Source organism: Bacillus altitudinis 41KF2b, from assembly GCF_000691145.1.
Lineage (GTDB): Bacteria > Bacillota > Bacilli > Bacillales > Bacillaceae > Bacillus > Bacillus altitudinis.
The window spans coordinates 1-22,081 of record NZ_ASJC01000021.1 but is presented as its reverse complement, the minus strand read 5'-3'; the positions used below and the strand labels follow the sequence as shown (position 1 = coordinate 22,081).

Here is a 22,081-nt window from a genome sequence, read left to right as displayed (position 1 = left end):
TTTTCATACAGTCTTTTTTATTGGCTGACACCCGTTTGGACAATGTTCATATGACAATTCACTTGGACATCTGCATCAGGGTAGATTTTTTGCCATTTCTCCGGTGTCATGGCTTTATCTTTAGAACGATATCTCAAACCAAGTCCAAGTGGATCAATTTTTTGCTTTTTAAAGGATTGAACAAGGTCTTTTCCTTGCTGGGCCACACGCTTCTCCACTTCTTTTTCAACATGCTGCAAGATAGAAGGCGTATCGATTTTTTTTGATTTCATAAATTCTTTTAACTCACCTTTCAGCTTGATATCAATGGTGATATGAGGCTTTTTTGAAAGGTTTTCAGTTGGTTTAATGTGATAAGACACATGTGATTTGATATTTTCAATGACAACATGGGTTTTCTTTGTGTCATTAAATCGAAACTCATAAATCCCATTTTTATGATTTTCAATCATCGCTTTAAACGTAAACGTATCTTCCCCTGGAATATGCCCAACCATTTTTTCTTGATCAAAAAGAGCGACACCTGACACTTTAATAGAGTTGCTTGTATTTTTAATGTAAGGGAGGTAGGCATCCACGCCTTTTGCCATCATCTGATTCATAAAAATATGCTGATTGGTCACAGGTTGATTGCCATTTCGCATGTTTTGGGCCAGCAAATCTGAAAGATATACACCGATATTTAAGTTGGTTTGATTCATCTTTGTATACAACAAATCTTCAACTTCTCCGCCTACTATGGCAAATACTTGACGGGACCCAATGATCGGATCACGATAGATGTAATTCATCAAATCAATCATACCCACTTCTTTCGCCAGCTTTTCACTTATTAAAATCACGAGTACTTGTCCCATGACAACGGGGAAAGGCGATTTTTCCGACACAAGAAACTGAATATTACTAATGGTATTTGACTTAGCACTTACAATTTGATAGCTTCCTTGTTCTTCGCTTTTAAAAACAGGGAAAACAAAGAAGCCCTTCATTTCTCCATCATCCAATAAGTCAAATCCCGCTGCCTGCGAGATACTTAATTCATCTAAGAGACGAGGCTGTGCACAGCTCGTTAAGAAAAGGCTCAATAACATGAGACACACGAGAATATAATGTTTCATGCGCGTTTTTTCACCCACCTTTTTTTCAGCAGCAGCCCAATGATCATACATCCAGTCAATCCATATATGAGGATATATCCGCTATATTCCACCCATTTATTAAACGTCTCAAAAGAGGTGGCCTCGATCAAAAATGAAAACATGACGAGAATGAGAAGGCTGAGAACAATTAACGTCATGCGTTGGCTCGTGTGAAACACTTGTTTTGCCATTCTGCTGGCTGCCCATAATGGAATGGCGATATTTGGAACGATAAGCAAAAGCCATAGGGACACTTCAATAAATTCAAAGCGCTGGATAAACGGAAGTTTGACAATGCTGGTTAATGTCAATGTTGGCCATTTCGTTAGTTCGAGCTGAGCACTTGAGTAGTACGCTATAGAAACGAGAAATACAAGCAAATTCAGGCATGTAGTCAGCAACACTCCCATATGTGCAAATTTTTGCGACGTTTGTGCTTTTTTAATAAAGGGATAATAGACAAGCAATGTTCCAAAACCAAACATGGATAAAGAGGCATCTTTGACCCCCATCATGAGTTGTGAAAATGAATGATCAAACATTGGGAACATAAACCGGATGTGACTATATTTCATGACATAAAAGCAGATAAAGGTCATCCAGTACGTTAGGACAATGCTAAAGAATGCCCAACCAGCGATTGTTCTAAATCCGCCTGTGTGAATGTAATAGACGAGGATGAGCAGCACTGATGCAAATAAAAGACCAGGAATTTCTTTAAACAGCCAAACATGGATTACATCCATATAATGAACAAGCACGATCAAAGATAATGAAGAAAAATACAAAATGTAGAGAATGTTGATGAATTGTCCAAGCCATTTACCAAACACAGATTGCGTAATGTCACTAAATTCGTCAGTAGGTGCTTTTTTAAACAAAAAGTAAATGAGGAAAATCATCAAATTGACGCTTGCACCAGCAATTAAAATGGCGATCCACCCATCATTATTAATCGTCCGGACCAGATTCGTCTGGAAATTTAAAATACCAACACCAACTTGATTGGCATTGATCAGAAAAAACACAAAAAAAGGGGATACTTGAAATTTTTCTTTCACAGAAGAAGAGCTCATGCCTTCACTTCCTTATTCATAAAAATCATTTTTCCCCTTACGGCCTTGCTTTGGCTTTTGGCGGTGTATCGTTTCATTTTGCGGCCGTAAATTTTCTGGACGTTTTTTCAAAAAGCGGAGTTGGGGCCGAATCAAACTACCTTTTAAATCGGCCAATCGAAGTGGAAAGATTGGCTCTAAGTAAGGCTGGCCTATAGACGTTAATTTCATTAAATGTGTAAGAAGAAAAGCCCCCATTAGCGAAATCCCAAGCGCTCCCCACACTTGTGCAGCAAAAAAAAATGGGAAACGTAAGAGACGAATGGTTGTCCCCATTTTATAAATAGGAGTGACAAAAGAGGCAAGAGCTGATAATGCGACAATAATGAGCAAAATATTACTTGTTAATCCCGCTGCAACCGCAGCCTGTCCGATCACAATACCTCCAACAATCCCGAGCGTCTGTCCGACTTTTGCAGGAAGGCGAGACCCGGCTTCCCTAAGTAGCTCAATCGATATCTCTAAAAATAATGCTTCAATAATAGGCGGAAAGGGCACGAGATAGCGTGATGCGACAATCGTTTCTAATAAGTCCTTAGGAATCAGTTCATAGTGAAACGTTAAAACTGCTACATACAAAGGGGTTGCAAAAATAGAAAATATCACTGCAAAAATGCGTAACAGCCGAAAGGAAGATGCTGCGATCCAAGACATGTTATAGTCTTCCATTGTAGAAAAATACTCGAGTAAAATTGTAGGTGCAAGCAGGGTATGAGGCGAACCGTCAACCATAATGGCTATTTTTCCTTCCGTTAAACCTGAGGAAACCCTGTCTGGCCGTTCTGTATTTAAAAACAATGGAAAGATTGTATTGGACACATCATAAAGCATTTGCGCAAGATAGTTAGAATCTAGAATTTGGTCATAGTCAACATCTTGAATCCGCTGAAGAACGGTTTCAATGTTCTGCGGGTTGGCGATATTCTCTATGTATACAACGGCTACTTTCGTTAGAGAAAGGGTACCGACTGTGTGTTCAACTACTTTAAGGTCAGGAGTGGGCAGCCTGCGTCTGAGCAAGTTTAAATTTGTATCGAGCACTTCTACAAACGCTTCTTGCGCACTAATGATTCCGAATTCAATCTCAGGCGGGCCCACTTGTCTGCCTTTCTTTTCTTCAATCGGCAAGAGAAGCGTATTGCCCCAATCTGTCTCAATTCGAACAGCAATACTGCCCCGATGAAGAGCTTCTTCCACTTTTTGAAGGTCCTTCGTAATCACAGCTTGTTCAATTGGGATGTGTTCTTTCAGCTCTTCAAGGGTGGGTGTTAGATGCAATTGTTGAATAAAAGGCAAGATTTGTTCATGAAGGAGATTTCCATTAATTAAAGAACGAAAAAAAGAAATTCTGTAAAGAAAACCTCCGGAACTTGATAATTCATTGATAAAATCAGAAGAGCGCGATAATGCTTCAAATACTGAATTCGGGTCTTTCTGTTTTGATTTGTTTTTCTTCAGCACTTGAACCATCTCCTTCCGCGATTTGCCTCTATTATCCAACCAATCGTCTGAAGATATGCATAAAAAAAGCGTTCAGCTTCATGAGCTGGACGCTTTTTTTCCATATTGAACGGCTTCTAATAAAAAGTCAGCCAGATGAATCGCTCTCATGCTAGGCATATGTCCTGCCTTTTTGACGCCTGCTGCCATTTGTAATTGACAGCCTGGATTCGACGTCACAATGGCAGCTGCAGCTGTGTTGCTCGCTTCTGTCATTTTATGATCTAAAATTTGCATCGACATGTCTGGCTGCAAGATATTGTAGATTCCTGCAGATCCGCAGCAGCGGCCGGCATCTTTCATTTCTTTAAACGTTACCCCTTGAATGGCTTTCATGAGCACCCTCGGCGCCTGTTGTACATTCATCCCATTTCGTAAATGACAGGAGTCTTGATAGGTGATCACTTGCGCTGGCAAAGCCAGTGGCACGCGGCAGTGAAACTCCAGCTCCACAAGGATGCTTGATATATCGGTTATTTTCTGTGAGAAGGCTTTACTTCGTTTTTGAAAATCTGGATCATCCTGAAGCAAATGACCGTAATCACTTAAAAAGGCGCCGCAGCCGCCCGCGTTCATGATAATCGCATCGGCATCTGTTTCCTCGAATGCTTCAATATTCCGCTTAGCTAACTGTTTTGCTTGGTCTTTTTCTCCGCTATGACCATGTAGCGCGCCGCAGCACGTTTGTATAGGAGGAACGATCACATCGCAGCCTGCCAGCTGCAAGAGATGAATGGTCGCTTTGTTTGTGTTTGAGAAAACTGTATCCATTAAACAGCCAGTAAAAAACGCCACCCGTTTTTTTGCCTGACCAATGGCTTTATATTCATTCAAACGTTTTTTCTTTTGAGGCGGCACCTTTGGAAGTGCCTGTTCCATCAACTGTAAATGGGAGGGAAGCACCTTCAGTATGCGAGTCTTCCTGGCGGCTGTTTGCAGACCAGATGTTTGATAAAATCGAAGAAAACTAGCAGCTTGTCGCATACGACTTTGTGATGGAAAGAGACCTTTAAACACAACACGTCTCATCAATTTGACGGGAAACGATTGTTTTTTATGTTGTTGAATAATATCTCTTGCATCTTCTAGCAGCTGTCCATACTTGACGCCAGAAGGGCAGACTGGTTCACATGCACGGCAGCCAAGACAAAGATTAAGGGAATGTTCAACATCTTCATCTGGCTCAATGACACCATCTCTTACAGCTTTCATTAACGCAATTCGGCCCCGAGGGGAGTGCGTTTCTTGTTGTCCAGATTCAATATAGGTAGGGCAGGAAGGGAGGCAGAATCCGCAGCGCATGCAATTAAGCAGCTCCTTTTCATCCATTTGCTCCTGAAACTGCTGCTGGATCTCTTTTTGCTTAGAAGAAGAACTCATGAGACCACCACTCGCTTTCTTGAGGCTTTTCCAAACACTTTATCTGGGTTCATGATATGTGCAGGGTCAAGTGCCTGTTTAATCGCCTTCATTGCAGCGATTCCTTCTTTTTTGACCTTCAGCTCCAAATAGGGCGCTTTCATAAGACCCACGCCATGTTCGCCTGTAATCGTGCCGCCAAGGGCAACGGCTTTTTCAAAAATGGCCTGAAAAGCAGCTTCTACCCGTTTCATTTCTTCTTCATTTCTTGCATCTGTCGCACAAGTGGGGTGTAAGTTGCCATCACCGGCATGACCAAACGTACAAATGTTCACCTCGTACTTTCGTGCAATGTCTTCAATTGCACGAACCATATTGGCAATTTCAGACCGGGGAACGGTCGCATCTTCTAAAATCGTTGTAGGACTTAATCGAGCGAGGGCAGATAAAGCAGAGCGTCTCGCTGTTAAGAGCGCACTTGCCTCTTCTTCTGAATGTGCAATCTTGACGCTTGTAGCCCCGTGTTGCTCACAGACTTCTGCGATTTTTTGGATATCACGAGAAACAGCTTCAGGGTTGCCGTCCTGTTCAATTAATAACACAGCTTGAACGTCAGTAGGCAGGCCGATGTTTGCAAAATCTTCAACGACTTCAAGGGTCGGCTGATCCATAAATTCTAATGTAGCAGGAATGATACGCTCAGCAATGATGGCCGATACAGAAGTCGCAGCTTCTTCAAGGCTTTCGTATAAACAAAGCATTGTTTGTTTCGTTTCTGGAAGCGGCAGGAGCTTTAGCACCGCTTCTGTGACAATCCCGAGTGTTCCTTCTGAACCAACGAACAATCGAGTCATATCATATCCAGCGACATCTTTTGCAAGCTTTCCGCCTGTTTTGATGATGTCACCATTTGGCAAAACCACTTCAAGCCCAAGGACATAATCCCTTGTCACTCCATACTTTAACCCCCGCAGCCCCCCTGAATTTTCGTTAATATTGCCGCCTAATGTGGAAATTTTCATAGAGCTTGGGTCTGGCGGGTAGAAGAGACCTTTTTCCTCTACTTGATGAATCAATTCCTGCGTAATTAAGCCAGGCTGCACCGTTGCGGTTAAATTTTCTTCGTCTATTTCTAATAATTGATTCATTCTAGTAAAGAGAATCACCAATCCGCCCTGAGTAGGGCATGTTCCTGCGCACAGATTCGTCCCTGAGCCTCTTGGGACGATCGGCACTTTGTAAGAGGCGCACAGTTTCACAATTTGCTGAACTTCTTCAGCCGTGTGAGGCCGCACGATCGCATCTGGCATCTGTTGAAAATTTGGTGTCGCATCATAAGAGTAGGCAAGACGATCCGCCTTGCTGTCTTGGACATTGGGCGCACCGACAATCTCTTTTAATTGATTTGAAAATTCTGAATCTAGCATATACAATCACTCCCGCTCATTTAACAACTCGTTTCTACCAGTATAAAAAAAGAACCGTCACATGACTATAGACGATTCTACAAAATATCAGGATGTTTTATCGTATTTTTTGTATCATGATCTAAAAGCAGCAAGGCCAAATAAAAAAGCATCGCATCTTGCATACGCTTTGGATCAAGTGTGGTTAAATCCTGGATCCGTTTTAATCGGTAATGAAGTGTATTAATATGGACATGCATAGCTTCTGCTGTATGTTTCAATGAGTAATCCGAAGCGATGAGAACCCGCAATGTTTTCACTAGTTCAGGATAGGGGAAAAGGGACGCAATCGTTCGATCAAGAAACGCATCTTTTGTTTCCTGACTGATTTCCTCCATAAAAAGTTCAAGCGTCAAATCTTCATCAAACACAATGGGTGTTTCAGCATGCGCCAATTTTAAAGCGCGAAAAGCTTGATGAAAGGACTGCTTCATGAAATGAGAAGCTGCTGGTTTTCCCGCACCAATGAAAATCCTCGATGGTGACAGCGCTGTGAGCGCAGCATGAATATGGAACAAGCGCTTGTGCCATGTATCACGACCATCTGGTGTGGCTTGTAGCATGAGCAAAAAACGTGCATGCCCCCAGCGCACAATGATCTCCTGATTGGTGAGTTGCAATTTGTCCTTCATCAGTTTGTATTGATCCTGCTTCATAAACGATTCGTCTTGACAATCAATGAGAATAGCGACACGCTGCTTGTTAACATCAAAGCCAAGCCGCTGCGCCTTCTCGGTCATACCTGCCGCTGTCTCTGGCAGATGAAGCCAGTCGAATACAAATGCTTCAAGCTGCCGTTCATCTGTTTCCGTTTCTTGAAAGAATTCATGCTCTTGAATGAGCAGCTCCGTCATTTTACGTAAAATGTCGCCAAAAGGGGAGACATGCCTAGGATCACCTGTCATTCCAATGACCCCAATGACTTCTTGTTTAAAATAAATAGGCAGATTGATACCGGCTTTGACGCCTTTCATCTGCAGCACATCATCCTTTGTGAGAATTCGTTTCTGCCCTTCTAAGGATGTGACATATGCACCTTCATGAAATTGACCAATGCGTGCTGGATCTGTTGCAGCAATAATGGTACCGTTTGTTTGTGTGATGATGATTTCTTCCGTCAGTACCTTTTTGACCTCATCTACGATTTTTTCTGCCAGTGTCATTGTGAGCAAAACGGTCCCCTCCGAGATGTTTCTTTTTCCACTATCATACCATCATATGCTCAGGCATATCTTTCTTTTCATGTGTTATGCTAAAATAAAAAACGCATATGAAGTAGATGAAAGGAGATACAGTCATGTCACTGCAAAATCGCTTACAAGATTTATTGAAAGAAGGGCAGGCGCTCACCGACTTTGAATATAACAAAGCCGCAAGTCAAAATTGGCCGTTAGAAGGGGCAAAAATGACAGAAGAAGCACGCTTTGCTGATGTTTATATAGAACGTGTAGACAAAGAATCGGAGGAAATGATTCAAGCAGAAAATGCTGCCTTTTTAAATACACCTCTTACATACGTAAAAAAACAACAAAAAGAATTCATTTATATCGAGTCGAAGTGGTTTGATGTGGTGAGAGCCGACGGACTTGCCATAGAATGGGATGAAGTATTTCAGACGTATACCGTGTTATTCGGATTGAAGCGTCCTAAAAAAGATACTGGATTACTAAAAGAGATGCTCTCAACATTAAATGGTGCTCAGCTTCAATTTAATGGGCAAGACGGGTTATTTGATATCAACATTCCGCTTCTTGAACTAGAGGACATCAAAGAAGATACACCTTTGATTGGTGTGATATCAGCAGTGTACCGCTATTTATTCAACTTGCTCATGCAGCTTGAAAATGAATGAATCAAAAAACGGCTCACATTCCTGAGCCGTTTTTTTAGAGCCATCCTCTTATGAATTGAGCCTCACCCATCCCAAAGCTCCAATCGGCGTCTCCATTTTCCACGATGGAGATCATCACATCCGTCTTGGCAACCCCGCATTCTTTTTCTATACGTTCTGCGATTTGTGCATAAAGCTGTTCCTTTTGCTCTTTCGTCCGCTGTTTACTGACAACACTAATGACAACCAGATCCTTTGTTCTCGGATAACCAAGCCCAGTGTCTTCGATGATCATTTCTTCAGGGCGGTGCTGATGAACAATTTGATAGCGATCTCGTTCAGGTACCCCAAAGGCATCAACCATTGCTTCATGGCAGGTGTCCAGCAGTTTTTTTAATTCCTCTTTTGAACGGCCTTCTATCACGTCAAATCGTAACAACGGCATCAGGTCAACCTCCAAATATGTGTTTAATATACAATCATAATGTAACCAACACTTCGCCGTTTCACTCTTTTGCGACATAAGAAAAAAGCCAAAACATTGGCGCTTGGCTTTTTCGCTCTGGATTAAGGCGTGACAAACTTCACATCATGCTCTTTTCCATATTGAAGGTAATCTTCATTTGGTTGTTCATTCGTCACGACGATGTCTATGTCTTTTAAGTCACAAAACGTGGTCAAGGCATAATGGTCAAACTTACTATCATCGACTAATAAAAAGGTTTTGGCGTTTTTTTCAACGAGCGTTTTTTTAATATCTGTCTCAAGCGGGGAGGAATTCGTGACGCCATGATCAATGGATAAACCAGTTGATGCAATAAATGCTTTATTGACATTGTATGCTTTGAGACGCTCAACACTTTGATAACCAACGAAAGAATTTGTTTTTCGCTCTAGCATACCCCCGGTTGAAAAGATGGTGAGGTGTTCATAAGGCATAGCCTGTGTAATGAAATCCACGTTATTTGTCACAACGGTAATCCGTTTCTCCTTCAAATAGGGAAGCATCTCCAGTGTCGTTGTACCAGAATCAACAAAAATCATATCACCATGTTCAACAAAAGCGGCGGCAGCCTGTCCGATCAATTGTTTTTTACTCAGCTGACGAGTCTTTCGCTCCTGATACACCACCAATGTTGAGTGATTCACAGCGACGCCGCCGTACACTTTCTTTAGCACGCCGGATTCTACCAATGCTTGTACATCTCGGCGTATGGTGTTTTTTGAGACGCCAAAATGCGTCACAAGCTCATCAAGAGAGGCAGATTCCCGGTCAAATACATACTCTTTTATTTGCTGAATACGTTTTGTTTTTATCATGCTACAATCTCCAATCAATACGAATATGCTGATTCTATTATAACAATAATTCCACGTAAAAGATGTCACTGATCAACATGCGAGAATCGAATGATCTTTTTCTCTTATCTTTTCTCATTTTTCATAAAAGCGTATGATAGAGAAAAGAGGATAGAAAGGATTTTCACTTCTATGAATGAACACAACATACAATTTTCAAAGCTTGCAAATTTTAGAGAGGCAGGGGGACTCCAAACAACGGATCAGATGGTCATCAAACAAGGAATGATTTATCGATCTGCTGATTTATCACGTCTCACGAAGCAAGACATATTGACGTTCTCAACACTTGGAATTCAAACGATTTGTGACCTGCGTACAAGCTCAGAACGAAAATCACACCCGCCAAAGATCATGGAACATGACAAAATTGTTCATATCCCTATGCAGCCTGACAGCATGATGCCTAGCAAATGGACCATGTTTCGTATGCTGATAGCAGAAGGAAAATCTCTATCCTTTACACCGATCATGAAAGATGTATATCAAAGCATGCTCTATGAGCGAAAAAAAGAGATTCAGCAATTGTTTACATTACTGTCAGATGAAAAAAATTATCCACTTATGCTTCACTGTACAAGCGGAAAGGACCGTACAGGCTTTTTATCTGCTCTTATTCAATTAGCAGCGGGTGTGCCGGTGCATACCGTTTTAAGTGAATACATGCGTTCCAATGAAGGCGTGAAAATACTAGTGAAAAGACAAGAACGATTTGTTCGCATGATGAGTTTATATCGGGTGTCAAAAGAACAAATTCAGCCCCTGCTCGGTGTGCAGCAAGATTATCTTGAAGATGTACTGAATGAGATGATGGATACATACGGAAATGCAGAGCGGTATTTACTAGAAGCCTGCGACGTCCCGAAAGCTCAGCTACTTAAAATGAAAAACATCTTGCTTACACCATCTGCTGGCATTCCATCACAAAACGCAGAATAAACTTAATATGAGGTGATGCAAACCATGCTGAAAAAGATCAGTATGACGGTTCTGACACTAGTTTTCATGGGTGTCTTCTTATTGATTCCGTCTAGCAGTCTAGCTCGTTCGATGCCAAAAGGGAAGCTTGAGAGCACAAGAGAGATGCGTGCAGTGTGGGTCGCATCAGTTTATAACTTAGATTGGCCTTCAAAGAAAGGACTGCCCGCAGATGAGCAGAAACAAGAGTTCATTCAACTGTTAGACGACATCAAAGCGATGAATATGAACGCCGTCATCATGCAAATTAAACCAACAGCAGATGCCTTTTATCCGTCGAAATTCGGGCCATGGTCTGAATATTTGACTGGTACACAAGGGAAAGACCCTGGATATGACCCGCTTGAATTTATGATAGAAGAAGCACATAAACGCGGCCTTGAATTTCATGCTTGGTTTAACCCTTATCGAATCACCATGAATCATACCGATCTCAACCGGTTATCAGCCGATCATCCTGCAAGAGCACACCCTGATTGGACCATCGCCTACGGAAATCAGCTGTACTTTAATCCAGGCATTCCTGATGCTCAGGACTTCATTGTTGACGGGATAGAGGAAGTAGTGAAAAACTACGATATTGATGCGGTGCATATGGATGATTATTTTTACCCGAATAAAATCGCTGGTGTGCCATTTCCAGATCAAGAAACGTATGAAACTTACGGGCAGAAGTTCACTCATATAGAAGATTGGCGTAGAGATAATGTGAATCACTTGGTGCAACAAATCAATGACTCCATTAAGAAAGAAAAGCCGTATGTGAAATTCGGCACTAGCCCATTTGGTGTATGGCGCAACATAAAAGATGACCCAACCGGTTCAAACACAACAGCAGGGATGACCAACTATGATGATTTGTATGCTGATACAAGAGAGTGGATACAGCAGCACCATATTGATTATATCACCCCGCAAATTTATTGGAGTATCGGCTTTCAGCCCGCTGCCTATGATGTGCTGACGAAATGGTGGTCAAATGAAGTGAAGGGGCAGCCTGTTCATTTGTACATTGGTCAAGCGACGTATAAAATCAATCAAAACAGTGATCCTGCTTGGTCTGATCCCGAGGAGTATTTTCGCCAGATCGAGCTGAACAGGCAGTCACAGCTCGTACAAGGAAGCATGCATTTTAGTCTGAAAGATATCAATCGGAATCCCTTGAATGTAAAGAAACGATTAATAGAAGAAACCTATAGCAAACCGGCTCTCATACCAGAGATGCCATGGCTTCATCAAAAAGCGCCTAAAAAACCAATCATCCAATCTGTGAAAAAGACAGAGGATGGTGCAGTTTTACAGATACAAAATGATCCGCACTCTAGTGCATCCTATTATGCAGTCTATCGATTGTCGAATAAAGGGACATACGAATTTGTGCAAACGGTCAGAAAAGAAACTGGTTCCTTCACTCAAACGAAAGACATTTTAGCCAATCAAAAGAAGAGCTATACCTATAAAGTGACGGCACTCAATCGCCTTCATCATGAAAGCAAACCTTCTACAAAAACAGTAAAATAACAAAGACAGCATAAATGAGGGTTTTCCTCCATTTATGCTTTTTTGCTTTCTCTATTTTTCTACTATTTTTATTTTAATTTTCTGAATTCAATCAAGCTTGGCATGAAGCAGCTATTTCAATAATAAATATGATAGAAAAGCGCCAAAGGGGGAAGCACAATGGATTTTGAATTAACGAAAGAGCAGCAAATGATCCGTCAGATGGTCAAAGAATTTGCAAAAACAGAAATTGCACCACACGCTCAAACAGTTGATGAACAGGCAGCATTTCCCGAAAAAACATTTCAAAAAATGGGGGAGCTCGGTTTTATGGGTATACCCTTTCCAGAGAAATATGGAGGATCTGGAGGAGATACGATCTCGTATGCACTGGCAGTCGAGGAAATTGGAAAACAGTGTGCGAGTACAGGTTTAAGTTATGCCGCAGCGGTTTCCTTAGGCGCAAGTCCACTTTATTACTTCGGGACGGAGGAGCAAAAGATGGACCATCTTGTTCCATTAGCCTCTGGAACAGCGCTTGGCTCCTTCGGATTAACAGAACCAAACGCCGGATCAGATGCAAAAGGAACAAAAACAAAAGCCATTCAAGACGGACAAGAATATGTCATCAGTGGGGAAAAGTGCTGGATCACCAATGCCAATTATGCCAGAACGATTATTGTCACCGCTGTAACAGATCATGATGAAAACGGACGTCCAATCATCTCTGCCTTTATTGTGGAGAAAGGGCAAAAGGGACTGTCGATTACAAATCCATATGACAAAATGGGGGTTCGCGGTTCAGATACGGCTGAAATCATTTTAGACGAAGTGCGTGTACCAGCGCATCATATATTGGGAGACAAATCGAAAGGATTCAAGCAATTTTTATATACATTAGACGGCGGACGAATTTCCATTGCAGCCTTATCTGTCGGAATTGCACAAGCGGCACTTGATGCTTCACTTTCCTATGCAAAAGAAAGAAAGCAATTTGGAAAGACGCTCTCATCCTTCCAGGCCATTCAGTTTAAGCTGGCGGATATGGCGATGCAAATAGAGCTTGCAAGACAAATGGTCTGGAAAGCCGCTTGGCTGAAAGATCAAGGCAAACCATTTACAAAAGAAGCGGCCTATGCCAAACTGTTTGCTTCAGAAATGGCCACAAAAGCGAGTCTTGATGCGGTCCAAATTCATGGCGGAACAGGCTATATGAAAGAATGCGGTGTTGAACGGCTTGTGAGAGATGCCAAGCTGATGGAAATCGGAGAAGGAACCTCTGAAATTCAGCGGCTCGTGATCGCAAGACAGTTGTTAGCGTAATACCTTAATGAAAACGCTTACTATACATGAGGGAGGAAAGCAATGATGTCGATTCACCCGCAAACGATTGGCTCCCTATTAAGAGAAAAAAAAGAACAGCACCCAGCACATGAAGCCGTTGTTTACCCAGAACGTTCTTTACGTTATTCGTACGAAGCGTTTTATCAAGAGGTCAAGGCAACAGGTAAAGGTCTCATGGCATTAGGGGTTCAAAAGGGAGATCACATCGCCATTATGGCACCAAATATACCTGAATGGCTCATTCTTCAATTTGCCTGCGCCTCCATTGGTGCTGTTCTTGTCACTGTGAATACCAATTTTCAATCACAGGAACTCGCCTATTTACTCAAGCATTCTGACAGCAAAATGTTGTTTATTGTAGACGGCTTTAAAGAAACGTCCTATGTCAACATGCTTGAAGAGCTGATTCCAGAACTTCAAACCGCCCATCAAGAGGAGATCACTTCCACACAATTTCCTTATTTAAAAAGATGTATCTATATCGGTCAGCATGTACCAAACGGCATGCTCAGCTGGGATCGTCTTCAAGTGGCAGCCAAAAGAACCGAAGATCATGAATGGGAGAAGCGAATGAATGAGCTCACGCCTGATGACGTTATTAATATGCAGTACACTTCAGGCACAACCGGCTATCCAAAAGGCGTCATGCTCAGCCACACAAACATCGTCTGTAATGCGAGTCAGATCGCAGATTGTATGAAATTAACAGAGCAGGACCGTATGTGTATCCCAGTACCGTTTTTTCATTGCTTCGGCTCTGTTCTTGGTGTACTTGCTTGTCTCACAAAAGGGGGAACGATCATTCCACTTGAATCATTCCATCCAGAACGAGTCCTTCAAACAGTAGAAAAAGAAAAATGCACGGTTCTTCACGGTGTACCAACCATGTTCATCGCAGAGCTCGATCATCCAAATTTCCACTCTTATGACCTGTCCACATTACGAACGGGGATTATGGCCGGTTCACTCTGCCCATCCCACGTCATGAAAGCAGTCATTGAAAAAATGGGATTAAGAGAGCTCACGATTGCCTATGGTCAAACCGAAAGTTCACCCGTCATTACCCAAACAAGAACCGATGATTCGTTTGAAAGACGTGTTCAAACGGTCGGACGTGCGCTTCCTCAAATTGAAGTCAAAATTGCTTTACCAGGGACATCAGAAGAAGTGCCAAGAGGACAGCAAGGAGAGCTTTGTACAAGAGGTTACCATGTCATGAAGGGCTATTATAAAAACGAAGAAGCAACAAATGAAGTCATTGATGAGGACGGATGGCTTCATACAGGGGATTTAGCTGAGATGGATCATGACGGTTATGTGAAAATCACAGGCCGGCTCAAAGATATGATCATCAGAGGCGGAGAGAATGTGTACCCAAAAGAGATTGAGGATGTCCTATACACTCACCCTGCCATTCTTGACGCACAGGTCGTTGGTATTCCTGACGAGACATACGGCGAGGAAGCAGCCGCATTCATTCGGCTGAAACAAGGGAAGTCGGTCTCAATTGAGACATTAACGAGCTATTGTCAGTCACAAATGGCACGCTACAAAATCCCGAAATACTTTTTCATTACAGATGAGTACCCAATGACCGCCTCAGGCAAAATTCAGAAATTCCGCTTGAAAAAGCAGGCGCTTGATCTAATAAAGGAGTGAAGGCAGCGATGTTTGAACAAGTATTGATCGCCAATCGAGGCGAAATTGCCCGTAGAGTGATTCGGACATGTAAACGGCTCGGAATCAAAACCGTTGCCGTTTATTCAGAGGCTGATCAGCATGCACTTCATGTGAAAGAAGCAGACAGCGCCTATTATATCGGCGGCGCTAAAGTTTCTGAAAGCTATTTAAACATGGAAGCGATCATTAAGGTTGCCAAACAAACAAATGCTGATGCTATCCACCCAGGGTATGGTCTTTTATCAGAAAATGCGGCATTTGCTGAGCGCTGCCGGAGCGAGGGCATTACCTTTATTGGACCATCTGCACAAGTCATTCAGCAGATGGGAAATAAAATTGAAGCGAGAAAAACGATGGAACAAGCGGGCATTCCAATCGTTCCTGGTGTTTCAGCCCCGCTCCATGATGCAGACGAAGGTGTTCATAAAGCACATACACTCGGCTATCCCATTATGCTAAAAGCATCGAGTGGTGGCGGTGGGATTGGTATGCAGCTCGTCCGCAATGACGAAGAACTGCATCGAGCGTTTGAAGGAAATCAAAAAAGAGCACAAAGTTTCTTTCAAGACGGTACGTTGTACATGGAAAAGGTGATTGAACACGCACGGCACATCGAAATTCAAGTTCTTTTTGATTCGTTCGGTCACGGCGTTCACTTATTTGAAAGAGATTGTTCACTCCAAAGAAGACATCAGAAAATTGTTGAAGAGGCACCAGCCGTCTGTCTTGAAGAAACTGTGAGACAGCAAATGGGACAGATGGCCGTCAAAGCTGCCAAAGCGATTGGGTATGAAAATGCGGGCACGATTGAATGTTTAGTCGATCAAAACCAGCAATTTTATTTCTTAGAAATGAATACGAGATTGCAAGTAGAACACCCTGTCACTGAAGAAATTACCGGGATTGACCTTGTCGAGGAGCAGCTAAAAATTGCAGCATTAGAGCCCCTGTCCTTCAGCCAAGAGGATATTCATCAAATTGGGCACGCGATTGAAGTTAGAATATACGCTGAAGACCCTGTGACATTTTACCCTTCGCCAGGCACGATCACTCGGCTTTCTACACCTGATGCCCCATATATCCGTCATGAGTCAAGCGTAACGAGCGGAAGTGTCATTACCCCATTTTACGATCCAATGATTGCGAAAATGATTGTGTACGGTGATACTCGAAAACTCGCCATAGAACGATTAAAAGCAGCATTACAAGCATATGAAATAGAAGGGATCAAAACCAATGTACCGCTTTTAAAGGAAATGGCCGAATCAACTGCCTTTTTACATGGCAGCATCACAACCGATTATCTGATGAAAAAAAGGGAGGAAAACCGTTCATGAAAACTGTCACGATACAAATGGCCGGAAACTTATGGAAGCTTCTTGTGAAACAGGGTGATGATGTGCAAAAAGGACAGGAAGTCGCCATCTTAGAATCGATGAAAATGGAGATTCCCATTGTTGCAGAAGAAGCAGGTGTGATCAGTAAAGTGTATAAGGCGGAGGGGGACTTTGTTGACGAGGGAGAGGTACTTTTAGAGCTGACAGAATAGGGGGAAGCCGCATGGTATTACCAAAAAACGTGCTCATTAGAGAGGTCGGCCCGCGCGATGGCCTGCAAAATGAATCCGTTTGGCTGGACACAATGGAGAAGCGAACATGGATCCATTTACTCGAAGAAGCCCATCTTCCTTATATTGAAGTCACCTCATTTGTTCATCCGAAATGGGTTCCAGCCTTAAAAGACGCCAAAGAATTAGCCCAATCATTAAACAAAAAAGAGGATATTACCTATGCCGCACTCATCCCAAATGAAAAGGGGTTAGCTCATTTTTTTGAAGCAAACCTTGAGGTAGGGGCTATGTTTATCTCAGCGAGTGAGACACATAACAAAAAGAATATGAATCGATCTATACAGGAAACACTGCCTGTGATCAAACAAATGACAGCCGATTTAAAAGCAGAAGGACGGCAAACGCGGGCCTATATTTCAACCGTGTTTGGATGTCCTTATGAAAAACAAGTGCCGATGGACCAAGTGCTGCGATTAACGGAACAACTGCTGTCCTTCGGCATTGATGAAATATCACTTGGGGATACCATTGGGGAAGCCCATCCGCTGCAAGTAGAAAGACGGTTAGACCTTTTACTTGAACGCTTTCCTGCTGATAAAATCGCACTTCATTTTCATGATACGAAAGGAATGGGGCTTGCCAATATTTATACAGCATTAAAAGCCGGCATCACCATATTTGATGCCTCTAGCGGGGGGCTTGGCGGTTGTCCTTATGCACCTGGCTCCAGCGGAAACGTGGCGACAGAAGACGTGGTGCACATGCTTCACAAACTCGGGATCGAAACAAATGTCGACCTCCCTCGCTTGATCAAAGCGGCTGAATGGATTGAAGCAAAAGTGGATCGAACCCTGCCAAGTCACTGTTTACGCGCTTTTCAGTCTCACACTACTTGATAAAGGGTGAATCACATGACATCATTGGTCCATTTTTCAATACAAGATGATTACATTGGCATCATGACCTTAAACAGACCAGCACAAGCCAATGCTCTATCAGCTGCTATGCTAGAGGAAATCAACCAAACAATTCAAGAAATCAAACATGATGCAAACATCCGCTGTTTGCTCATGACAGGAGCTGGCGCTAAAGTTTTTTGCGCAGGAGCAGACTTAAAAGAACGGCGATTGATGACAGAACAAGAAGCCAAAGAAGCCGTTCTGACCATTCAGCAAACCTTTACAGACATTGAATCTTTGCCTGTTCCTGTCATTGCCGTGATAAACGGACACGCACTTGGCGGGGGTCTTGAGCTTGCGCTCGCCTGTGATCTCCGCATCGCAAGAGCGGGTGCAGCGCTAGGCCTGCCGGAAACAGGACTAGCTATCCTGCCGGGAGCAGGGGGCACACAAAGACTTCCGCGCCTGATCGGACCCGGGAAAGCGAAAGAAATGATCTTCACAGGCACTTCTTTACGAGCAGAAGAAGCTGTTCAAATCGGATTGATTGAACGTATCTCTACAGCCGATTCACTGATGAATGATGCCATCACACTCGCAAAACAAATCACCAAGAATGGACCGATTGCTTTAAAAGAAGCAAAACAAGCCATTCAATCCAGCCTTGATCACGATTTACAAACAGGTCTAACGAAAGAATACGAAGCTTATCTGCGGCTAATTCATACAGAAGATCGACTAGAAGGTCTCAAGGCTTTTCAAGAAAAACGAACGCCTCATTACAGAGGCAAATAGCAAGAAAGGGGAATGGTCATGATCGAAGAATATGAATTAAAAAAACAACGAATTGAAAAGGGCGGGGCAGAACGCTACCATCAAAAAAACAAAGAAAAAGGAAAATTATTTGTCCGTGATCGGCTTCATTTGCTATTAGATGAGGATTCTTTCATTGAAGATGCCATGTTTGCAGAGTGCAAAGATGAACATTTACCAGCAGATGGTGTCGTCACAGGAACCGGGCGTATGAATGGGCAGACTGTTTGCGTCATGGCAAACGACTCTACGGTTAAAGCAGGATCGTGGGGCGTCAAAACAGTAGAAAAAATCATTCGAATTCAAGAAACGGCCGAGAAGCTCAATTGTCCAATGCTGTATTTAGTCGATTCTGCGGGTGCAAGAATCACTGATCAAATCGCCATGTTCCCAGGCAGAAGAGGAGCAGGGCGCATTTTTTATAACCAAGTCAAGCTGTCTGGGCGCATTCCTCAAATTTGTTTACTATTCGGTCCTTCTGCAGCCGGTGGTGCGTATATCCCTGCTTTTTGTGACATTGTCGTCATGGTCGAAGGAAATGCCTCTATGTATTTAGGCTCGCCGCGAATGGCTGAAATGGTGATCGGTGAAAAAGTATCGCTTGAGGAAATGGGCGGTGCGAAAATGCATTGCAGCATTTCTGGATGCGGAGATATATTAGCGGAAACAGAGGAAGAGGCCATTCAAATTGCACGTGATTATTTAACCTATATGCCTGCCAACTATACAGAAAAACCAAAAACGACAGCAGCAAAAGCACCTAAACCATCTGAAACCACCATCCAAGACTTAATCCCTAAAGGCCAGAATACCCCATTTGATATGTATCAACTCATCGATTTACTGATTGATGAAGGGTCATTTTTTGAAATCAAAAAGCTGTTTGCCGCAGAGTTAATCACAGGCTTTGGCAGAATGAACGGTCAGCCTATCGGTCTCATTGCCAATCAGCCAAGGGTCAAAGGCGGCGTATTATTCCACGACTCAGCTGATAAAGCCGCCAAGTTTATTCAGCTCTGTGATGCCTTTCATATCCCGCTGCTCTTTCTCGCGGACATACCAGGATTTATGATTGGAACAAAAGTGGAACAAGCCGGCATTATTCGTCATGGGGCAAAAATGATCTCCGCTATGTCAGAGGCGACCGTTCCGAAAATATCCGTCATCGTCCGTAAAGCATACGGAGCAGGACTATATGCAATGGCAGGCCCTGCTTTTGAGCCAGACTGCTGTCTCGCTCTTCCATCGGCGCAAATCGCTGTGATGGGTCCAGAAGCCGCTGTAAATGCCGTCTATGCAAATAAAATTGCAGAACTCCCGCCCGAAGAGAGGGCTTCATTTATACAAGAGAAACGGAAGGAATACCAGGAAGATATGAATATCTATGAGCTTGCCTCTGAAATGATTGTCGATGGCGTCATCCCATTTGACCGTCTAAGAACGGAACTTTGTCATAGATTACTAGCCTATTCATCGAAAGACATGACATTTACGAAACGAAAACATCCGGTCTATCCGGTCTAAAGGGGGCAGTCCTCATGATCAACCTGAAACCAGAATGGATACCGGAAGAAAAGCAGAGCCAAAAAACACGTTTGCATCAGTGGATGAAATCTCTTGGTTTTTCTACGTATGACTCATTCTATCAAGCCAGTATTGCACGCACAGACTGGTTTTGGAGAGAAGCGGAAAAGGCGGTCGGCATTCAGTGGAAAAAACCATATGAAGCGGCATTAGGTCACCACTCATTGATGTGGCCGAAATGGTATCAGGGCGGCACACTTAACATCACCGAAACGGCTGTGGACAAATGGGCAGAAAAAGAAGAGACGAAGCATCAGCCCGCCATCATTTGGAGCAATGAAGCCGGTGAAGAAAAGAAATGGTCATTTCTCGAACTTCAAGAGAAAGTGAGCCGTCTTGCAGCTGGCTTTTTGAAAGAAGGACTTCAAAAAGGGGATGTAGCCATCATCTATATGCCAATGCTTCCAGAAACGGTCGCCGTCATGCTTGCCTTTACAAAGATTGGTGTTATTTTCAGCCCAGTCTTCTCAGGCTATGGAAGCGAGCCACTCGCTGTACGCATTCGTGCGTCAGGCGCATCCATTGTCGTCACAGCGAATGAAATGATGCGGCGAGGGAAAACGATCAACATGCGGGAATGTGTGGCGGATGCCATCAACAAAACAGCAACTGTGCAAAAAGTGATTGTGCACACTTCCTCTCATACCGGATATCAGGGCGATGTCCTGCTAAATGATTTGTTACAAGAACAGCCGATCACCGGCGCGACCTATGTCACAAATGAAGATCCGCTGATGATCTTGTATACGTCAGGCACAACCGGCACACCAAAGGGAGCCGTTCATACACACGCAGGCTTTCCGATAAAGGCAGCTTTTGATGCCGGGCTATGTATGGATGTGGCAAAAGGAGACCGGTTGTTTTGGCTGACTGATATGGGCTGGATGATGGGGCCATTCCTCGTCTTTGGCGGCTTGATCAATGGAGCTGCCATCGTTTTATATGACGGCGCTCCCGATTATCCAGATGAGCAGCAGCTCTGGTCATTCATCCATCAGAAGAAAGTCACTCATTTTGGGCTTTCCCCTACATTTGTTCGTTCTGCGATGCAGCAAACGATTGATGGGGTCGAGCTATCGCATGTCAAAGCCATTATTTCTACAGGGGAACCATGGAATGAAGCTCCGTGGCAATGGTTATTTCACACCATTGGTCAAAAGAACATCCCCATCTTAAATTATTCAGGAGGAACCGAGGTTTCTGGTGGCATTGTAGGCAGTACGCTGCTTCGTCCCATCAAACCGATTCTCTTTAATGCGGCGATCTTAGGAATGGCGGCAGATGTATACAATGAAGCTGGGCAAAGCGTGATGAATGAAGTAGGGGAGCTTGTGGTGAAAAAGCCATGGGTCGGCATGACATGTGGTTTTTGGAACGAACCGGAGCGTTATGAAGATACGTATTTCAAACGATTTGATGGTGTATGGACACACGGAGATTGGGTCATGCAAACAGAGGACGGAGAATTCCACATCACCGGCAGATCGGATGATGTCATTAATACAGCAGGGAAACGTATCGGGCCAGCTGAAATTGAATCCATCCTTACATGGCATCCTGCCGTGCATGAAGCCGCTGTGATTGGGGTAAAGGATGAGGTGAAAGGGGAGGCGCTCGTCTGTTTCATCGTGACCAGTCCTCATGCTTTTGAAGAAGCAACCCTTATCCAAGAGCTTTCAGCCCATGTTGGTTCACATGCTGGAAAAGCGCTCACACCAAAAGAAGTTCATCTCATTTCAGCTTTACCGAAAACAAGGAATGGAAAAATTGTACGACGTTTACTTAAAGGGGCGTATGAAGAGAAGCCTTCACCCGATCTATCTTCATTAGACAATCCAGATGTATATAAGAGTCTGACCGAATACTTGAATAAGAGACAGAAAAAATAAAAAAGACAGGATAATTCCTGTCTCCAGGCTGTCGAGAAAATCTCGACAGCTCTAT

The 22,081-nt window shown here is 43.2% G+C and carries 19 protein-coding genes; 11 read left to right on the top strand and 8 right to left on the bottom strand.

Annotated features, from left to right (window positions below):
- Positions 1 to 17: 17 nt before the first annotated feature.
- From BA79_RS18290 to BA79_RS18265, 6 genes are all read right to left on the bottom strand, one after another.
- Positions 18 to 1,118: a Ger(x)C family spore germination protein gene (locus BA79_RS18290; RefSeq protein ID WP_230677016.1), complete on the bottom strand. Its 1,101-nt coding sequence runs from the start codon at positions 1,116 to 1,118 to the stop codon at positions 18 to 20.
- On the bottom strand, positions 1,115 to 2,215 hold the full coding sequence (locus tag BA79_RS18285) for a GerAB/ArcD/ProY family transporter (RefSeq protein ID WP_007499199.1): 1,101 nt from the start codon (positions 2,213 to 2,215) through the stop codon (positions 1,115 to 1,117). Before BA79_RS18285 ends, BA79_RS18290 begins: the two co-directional genes overlap by 4 nt.
- A gap of 12 nt (positions 2,216 to 2,227) precedes the next feature.
- Positions 2,228 to 3,715: a spore germination protein gene (locus BA79_RS18280; protein ID WP_035704445.1), complete on the bottom strand. Its 1,488-nt coding sequence runs from the start codon at positions 3,713 to 3,715 to the stop codon at positions 2,228 to 2,230.
- Between the two features lie 78 nt (positions 3,716 to 3,793).
- A complete protein-coding gene (locus BA79_RS18275) occupies positions 3,794 to 5,134 on the bottom strand; it encodes a (Fe-S)-binding protein (protein ID WP_035704441.1) in 1,341 nt (446 codons plus the stop codon).
- Positions 5,131 to 6,540 carry a glycolate oxidase subunit GlcD gene (glcD, locus tag BA79_RS18270; RefSeq protein WP_035391821.1) on the bottom strand — a complete coding sequence of 470 codons (1,410 nt, stop codon included), beginning with the start codon at positions 6,538 to 6,540 and terminating at the stop codon, positions 5,131 to 5,133. The genes BA79_RS18275 and glcD overlap by 4 nt, the downstream gene beginning before the upstream one ends.
- Before the next feature lie 77 nt (positions 6,541 to 6,617).
- Positions 6,618 to 7,751, bottom strand: a complete 1,134-nt coding sequence (locus tag BA79_RS18265; RefSeq protein ID WP_035704438.1) for a CdaR family transcriptional regulator — start codon at positions 7,749 to 7,751, stop codon at positions 6,618 to 6,620.
- 125 nt (positions 7,752 to 7,876) lie between these two features.
- Here BA79_RS18265 and BA79_RS18260 point away from each other — a divergent pair, with 125 nt between their 5' ends.
- Complete coding sequence (locus BA79_RS18260) at positions 7,877 to 8,431, top strand: hypothetical protein (protein ID WP_035704435.1); 555 nt, start codon at positions 7,877 to 7,879, stop codon at positions 8,429 to 8,431.
- A gap of 34 nt (positions 8,432 to 8,465) precedes the next feature.
- Here BA79_RS18260 and BA79_RS18255 read toward each other — a convergent pair whose 3' ends face one another.
- Both BA79_RS18255 and BA79_RS18250 read right to left on the bottom strand, forming a co-directional pair.
- Positions 8,466 to 8,855, bottom strand: a complete 390-nt coding sequence (locus BA79_RS18255) for a tautomerase family protein (protein WP_035704432.1) — start codon at positions 8,853 to 8,855, stop codon at positions 8,466 to 8,468.
- Between the two features lie 122 nt (positions 8,856 to 8,977).
- Positions 8,978 to 9,730, bottom strand: coding sequence for a DeoR/GlpR family DNA-binding transcription regulator (locus tag BA79_RS18250; protein ID WP_017359514.1), 753 nt, complete (start codon positions 9,728 to 9,730; stop codon positions 8,978 to 8,980).
- A 90-nt stretch (positions 9,731 to 9,820) separates the two neighbouring features.
- On the opposite strand from BA79_RS18250, the gene BA79_RS18245 reads away from it, so the two are divergent.
- From BA79_RS18245 to BA79_RS18200, 10 genes are all read left to right on the top strand, one after another.
- Complete coding sequence (locus tag BA79_RS18245; RefSeq protein WP_035704429.1) at positions 9,821 to 10,708, top strand: tyrosine-protein phosphatase; 888 nt, start codon at positions 9,821 to 9,823, stop codon at positions 10,706 to 10,708.
- A gap of 24 nt (positions 10,709 to 10,732) precedes the next feature.
- Positions 10,733 to 12,268: a glycoside hydrolase family 10-like protein gene (locus tag BA79_RS18240; protein WP_035704426.1), complete on the top strand. Its 1,536-nt coding sequence runs from the start codon at positions 10,733 to 10,735 to the stop codon at positions 12,266 to 12,268.
- A 159-nt stretch (positions 12,269 to 12,427) separates the two neighbouring features.
- Positions 12,428 to 13,570: an acyl-CoA dehydrogenase family protein gene (locus BA79_RS18235; RefSeq protein WP_035704424.1), complete on the top strand. Its 1,143-nt coding sequence runs from the start codon at positions 12,428 to 12,430 to the stop codon at positions 13,568 to 13,570.
- A gap of 42 nt (positions 13,571 to 13,612) precedes the next feature.
- Positions 13,613 to 15,250 (top strand): AMP-binding protein, encoded by a 1,638-nt coding sequence (locus tag BA79_RS18230; RefSeq protein ID WP_035704422.1) that lies wholly within the window; start codon positions 13,613 to 13,615, stop codon positions 15,248 to 15,250.
- Positions 15,251 to 15,258: 8 nt separating this feature from the next.
- Positions 15,259 to 16,608, top strand: a complete 1,350-nt coding sequence (locus BA79_RS18225; protein ID WP_035704420.1) for an acetyl-CoA carboxylase biotin carboxylase subunit — start codon at positions 15,259 to 15,261, stop codon at positions 16,606 to 16,608.
- On the top strand, positions 16,605 to 16,820 hold the full coding sequence (locus BA79_RS18220) for an acetyl-CoA carboxylase biotin carboxyl carrier protein subunit (RefSeq protein ID WP_008346646.1): 216 nt from the start codon (positions 16,605 to 16,607) through the stop codon (positions 16,818 to 16,820). Before BA79_RS18225 ends, BA79_RS18220 begins: the two co-directional genes overlap by 4 nt.
- 11 nt (positions 16,821 to 16,831) lie before the next feature.
- Complete coding sequence (locus BA79_RS18215) at positions 16,832 to 17,737, top strand: hydroxymethylglutaryl-CoA lyase (protein ID WP_035704419.1); 906 nt, start codon at positions 16,832 to 16,834, stop codon at positions 17,735 to 17,737.
- Between the two features lie 15 nt (positions 17,738 to 17,752).
- Positions 17,753 to 18,535 carry an enoyl-CoA hydratase gene (locus tag BA79_RS18210; RefSeq protein WP_035704417.1) on the top strand — a complete coding sequence of 261 codons (783 nt, stop codon included), beginning with the start codon at positions 17,753 to 17,755 and terminating at the stop codon, positions 18,533 to 18,535.
- A gap of 18 nt (positions 18,536 to 18,553) precedes the next feature.
- Entirely contained in the window at positions 18,554 to 20,077 is a 1,524-nt protein-coding gene (locus BA79_RS18205; protein ID WP_035704414.1) for an acyl-CoA carboxylase subunit beta, read from the top strand.
- Positions 20,078 to 20,091: 14 nt separating this feature from the next.
- Positions 20,092 to 22,026 carry an AMP-binding protein gene (locus BA79_RS18200; protein WP_035704411.1) on the top strand — a complete coding sequence of 645 codons (1,935 nt, stop codon included), beginning with the start codon at positions 20,092 to 20,094 and terminating at the stop codon, positions 22,024 to 22,026.
- Positions 22,027 to 22,081: the final 55 nt, after the last annotated feature.